This window comes from Sphingopyxis sp. LK2115, assembly GCF_014595975.1.
GTDB lineage: Bacteria > Pseudomonadota > Alphaproteobacteria > Sphingomonadales > Sphingomonadaceae > Sphingopyxis.
In genome coordinates, this window is the sequence record NZ_JABWGQ010000004.1 from 1 (window position 1) to 4,687 (window position 4,687).

Genomic DNA, 4,687 nt, shown 5'->3' on the forward strand with positions numbered 1-4,687 from the left:
CACCGCTTCCGGGCAGATCCCGTCCAGCAGGCGAAATTTGCGGTGTACCGACCCGACCTCCAGCCCCAAGGCCTCGGCTATAACGGCCGGAGCCACCCCTCGCTCAACGGCCCGCGCAATCATTCGGTGCTCCTGCACAGGCGGCAGGCGGCCATCCTCGATCAGCCAGCCCAGCTTGAAGGTGGCAGCCAGCAGTGCACGGTTGGGGATTTGCGCGGCGTCGAGATCGGGGGTGAGCGCACGGTCGAACAGGCCGCCCAGCGCAGGCAAGCTGACGCGACCGTCGCCGAGCCCAAGAACGTCATTATCGTCACCGGCTCGAGCATCCGCGGCGTGCCGCCGATCGGATCGGACCTCATCACCGTCACGCGCGAGGATGCCAAGCTGATCGGCGCGGCGAGCACGCCCGAGCTGCTCGCTACCGTGCCGCAGCTCAACAGCTTCAACACCGCGCCGAGGGTCAGCAACGGCGGGCTCGGCTCTTTTGCGCCGGGCCTGCGCGGGCTTCCGTCGGCCGCGACCCTACCGCTGATGAACGGCAATCGCCTCATCTCGGGCAGCACCCAGCAGACCAATCCCGACTTCCCCTTCATCCCCGAACTCGCGATCGAGCGGGTCGAAATCGTCGCCGACGGCGCCTCGGCAGTCTACGGTTCGGAAGCCGTTGCCGGGGTGGTGAACTTTATCACCCGCAAGAAGGTGGAAGGGATCGAAGCAATCGTCCGCTCCGGCTTTGCTGATGATTACAACGCCTTCAACGCGGGCGCGATCGGTGGTCAGGCGTGGGACAGCGGCTCGCTGGTTGTTGCATATCAGTACCAGGAAAACAGCAACATCACCGGGGCTGACCGCAAATACCGCCAGCTCGATTTCCGCGAGGTGGGCGGGATCGACACACGCTCGGCCGTGTGCCCCGATGCCAACGTCAACCTCTTCACCGGCACGATCTACGCCGCGCCGAACCTTGCCCCGGGCGTCAACCGCTGCGACCCGCGCGGCCCGGTGGACCTGCTTCCGCAGAACCGCACGCACGCCGGGCTGGTCTCCGTGCGGCAGGACGTTACGAGCACGATCACCGCTTGGGCCGATGTGCTCTATTCCGATCGCAACGACATCGTGCAGGCGGCGCTGCCGGGGCAGACCTTCGTGCTGATCACTGCGGCAAACCCGTTCTTCCGCGCGCCGCCGGGCACAAATGCCGCGTTCGGATTCTTCGACTTCCGGCCCGACAGGCTGGTCGGCACGGATCACTTCGACCAGACCTTCCGGGTGCGCACCGGCAATGCCACTGCCGGGCTCGACATCGCGCTGCCCAACGACTTCAGGGCGACACTTTCGGGCACTTTTAACTGGTCGCGCAACGACACCTTCCAACCCGGTATCAACACCACCGCGCTGACTGCGGCGGCTGCCGGAACGACGACCGCAACCGCGCTCGACCCGTTCGGCACGCGAACCGCGCCCAACGTCGTCGCGGCGATCCTCGACAACCCGACCGACTTCACCAACCGCCAGCGCCTGCGCATGGGCGCGGCGCGGATCGACGGCCCGCTCGCCACGCTGCCGGGCGGCGACATCAAGATCGCACTCGGTGCCGAATATCGGCGGGAAACCTACATGCAGCGCGGCCAGAGCGGTGGCGTCGGTTTTCCCGAGGATCTCTCGCGCAATATCCAGTCGGTCTATGGCGAACTGTTCGTGCCGATCGTCGGCTCTGGCAATGCCGGTCCGCTGGCGCAGAGCCTGACGCTCTCGCTGTCCGGCCGTTACGATCATTACAGCGACTTCGGTTCGACGACCAATCCCAAGATCGGCCTGACATGGGAGCCACTCGACGGCTTGAACCTGCGCGGTAGCTTCGGTGAATCGTTCCGCGCACCGGGCCTGCGCGATCTCGGCTCGACGGTCGGCTCCTACTACTCGGCGGCGGCGCTGGTGGATGCCTTCGGTGCGCGCGACCCGTCGCGCGGGGCGGCGCAGGTCAACACCATCCTGCTGTTCGGCGGAAACCGGGCGCTCACCCCCGAGACCGCGCGCACCTGGTCGGTGGGGGCGGACCTGCGCCCCAAATTCGCGCCGGGCCTTGCCGCGAGCGTCACACTTTACGAAATCAAGTATGACAACGTGATTGGCACACCCTCGGGCCTTGGCGCGCTGCTCTTCAGCGATCCGACATTTGCCTCGCGCGTCATCCGCAACCCCAGCCAGCAGCAGCTGAGTTCGTACATCACCAACACCGTGCCGTTCTTCTACACTTTTGCGGCGGTGCCGACGATCGGCAACATCCTCGATCTGCGGCAGGGCAACTTCGGGGTGCGCAAGACCAACGGGCTCGATTTCGACCTGCGCTACCGGCAGTCCGTCGGCGCGGCCACGATCTTCGGCGGGATCGCGGGCAACTACATCCTCAACTACGAGAGCCAGCTCTCGCCTACCTCTCCGGTGAGCAATTCGCTCGATGCCGGCATCCCTCGCACGACCCTGCGCACGACGCTCGGCATCACCGCGGGGCCGGTGACATTCGTTAACTTCGTCAACCACCGCTCGGGCATCACGGCATCCTACGCGACGCCCACCGGCGCGGCGCTGTTCTCGTCGGAGGGCTACACCACCGTCGATCTGCGGCTCAACGTGCGACTGCCCGATATCGGCATGTTCAAGGCTACCGAGCTGGGCTTGCAGATCAACGACCTGTTCAATGCAACCCCGCCGTTTTTCCCAGGAACTGACGGTATCGGCGGCACCTACAACGTGATCGGACGATATGCGGCGATGAGCCTGCGCACTTCGCTTTGAACGACCCCGGTGACGGACGCATGCCGCCGTCCGTCACCGGCACGCGAGCCCGACGCCAGCGGCATCAGACAAAGGACAAGGCCCCTCTCCCAATGACCCGTCTCAGGAACAATGTGGTTGCACCCGGCCCCATTCCCCAGATCCGCCTCTATACCGACTGGCTGAAGGATACGCGCGGGCAGACGTTTGGCAGCTATGCCGAGCTCCACGGATGGTCGGTCGAGGATCCGGAAGGCTTCTGGCGCAGCATCTGGGATTACGAGGGCATCGCCTCGCCGACCAAGCCGACTGCGATCCTCAGCACCGACGCCATGCCCAACGCCCGCTGGTTCGAGGGCGCACAGGTCAATTATGCGCAGCATGTCTTCAGCCACACGGCTGCGGCCGAGGCTGCAGGTCAGCCGGCGATCGTCGCCATGGACGAGCGAGGGCAAATCATGAGGATCGGCTGGGCGGAACTGCGGCGTCAGGTGGCATCTCTGGCGCTCGCCCTGCGCGAGAGGGGCGTGGCGCCGGGCGACCGCGTTGCCGCCTACCTCCCGAACATTCCTGCAGCGGTGATTGGCCTTCTCGCCTGCGCCGCCATCGGCGCGGTGTGGACGCTGTGTTCGCCCGACATGGGCACCAACGCAGTGCTCGACCGCTGGCGGCAGACGCAACCCAAGGTGCTCATCGCCGTCGACGGCGTGTTCTATGCGGGCAAGGCGATGGACCGGAGCGCGGCGGTAGCGGCAATCCGCGAGCAGCTTCCCGCGATCGAGGTGGTGTTCCTCATCGCCACCGGAATGGGTGATCAGGCGCTTGCCGGCACCATCGATTTCGCCGGAGCCACCGCCGGCGACGATGCGGCGGTCGCCGACTTCACGCCCGAATGGCTGCCCTTCGACCACCCGCTGTGGATCCTCTATTCGAGCGGCACCACGGGCCTCCCCAAGGCGATCGTCCATGGGCACGGCGGGGTGCTTCTAGCCACGGCAGCGGGACGGATGGGCTCGCCGACACGCTCGTGCCACCAGGGCAATCTACCGCCTTTTTCGAGCGCCATGCTTCTACGATTGGCGGAGCCGAGGCTCTGGTCGTTTGCGCGAGATGCCATCGTGAGAACATCCTGCTTTGGCCGAACGTCCGGATTTCAGGCTTGTACCAGAAACGAAGCTTGCCGGTTCCGGAGAATTGCGGATGATCGGCTGCAGCCCGCGTGGCGAGGTTCGCCTCGGCCTGAAGGAGAAGCAACATGCGTCTAGCAACGCCGCTCAAGATCGCATCGGCAGTCGTCTTTGGTGCAGGACTAGCGACCTATGCGCGGTATCGCCGGGAAATGAGGCAACGGATCACTGCGCTGCCGCAAAATGCCATCGGCAGGTTGCAAGCGGGCGCTGCGGTGGCGGTATCGCGCATCATAGTACCGTGGTTACACAGATACAGGGCGGGGCACAGCTACAATACCCGACCGGGCCGGCCCAGCATCACTCCGAGCTGCAACGCAAATCAGTCCATTCCGCCGGACGTTTCGCAAGGGGGCTTGCCCATGCGTACGATTCTTCTGCCAGATATGAACTGGTTCCCCTGCTACCTAGAGAGCTACCTAGCGGAGCCGCACCGGTTCTCGCGAGGATCTTCGACTTGCCTAAGTTGCTAATTTATAGTGAGATTTTGGTGGACGCACTAGGGCTCGAACCTAGGACCCGCTGATTAAGAGCAGTCTTTCGTCCCAATGCGTTGGAACTGGTCTACTTGCGTCGATCTCAAAAGTGCAGATACTTTTCTCCATTGCGAACGGCCGCGCGCAAACCTGCCACTTCCGGTACGATATCGGATAGATAGTAGCGCCCGGCGGAAAGTTTGGTCGCGTCCGTCAAGGTGGTGTAATTTCGGCTGTGGCCGTGGGCCA

2 protein-coding genes and 1 pseudogene are annotated in these 4,687 nt (G+C 64.5%); 2 read left to right on the forward strand and 1 reads right to left on the reverse strand.

Annotation, left to right across the window (positions count from 1 at the left end; all coding sequences use genetic code 11):
* A pseudogene (locus HUW43_RS15985) lies at positions 1-123 on the reverse strand (RepB plasmid partition); the annotation flags it as partial.
* A gap of 210 nt (positions 124-333) precedes the next feature.
* Between HUW43_RS15985 and HUW43_RS00860 the strand changes: the two are divergent.
* Together HUW43_RS00860 and HUW43_RS00865 are read left to right on the forward strand one after the other, a co-directional pair.
* The gene (locus HUW43_RS00860; protein WP_411157921.1) at positions 334-2,796 is read left to right on the forward strand and encodes a TonB-dependent receptor plug domain-containing protein; all 2,463 of its coding nucleotides are present in this window, start codon (positions 334-336) and stop codon (positions 2,794-2,796) included.
* 92 nt (positions 2,797-2,888) lie between these two features.
* Positions 2,889-4,040: an AMP-binding protein gene (locus HUW43_RS00865; protein ID WP_188235707.1), complete on the forward strand. Its 1,152-nt coding sequence runs from the start codon at positions 2,889-2,891 to the stop codon at positions 4,038-4,040.
* Positions 4,041-4,687: the final 647 nt, after the last annotated feature.

What these genes read in the sequence shown, in the direction of transcription:
- HUW43_RS00865 (WP_188235707.1), top strand. Translation starts at nt 2,889, where the DNA reads ATGACCCGTCTCAGGAACAATGTGGTTGCACCCGGCCCCATTCCCCAG.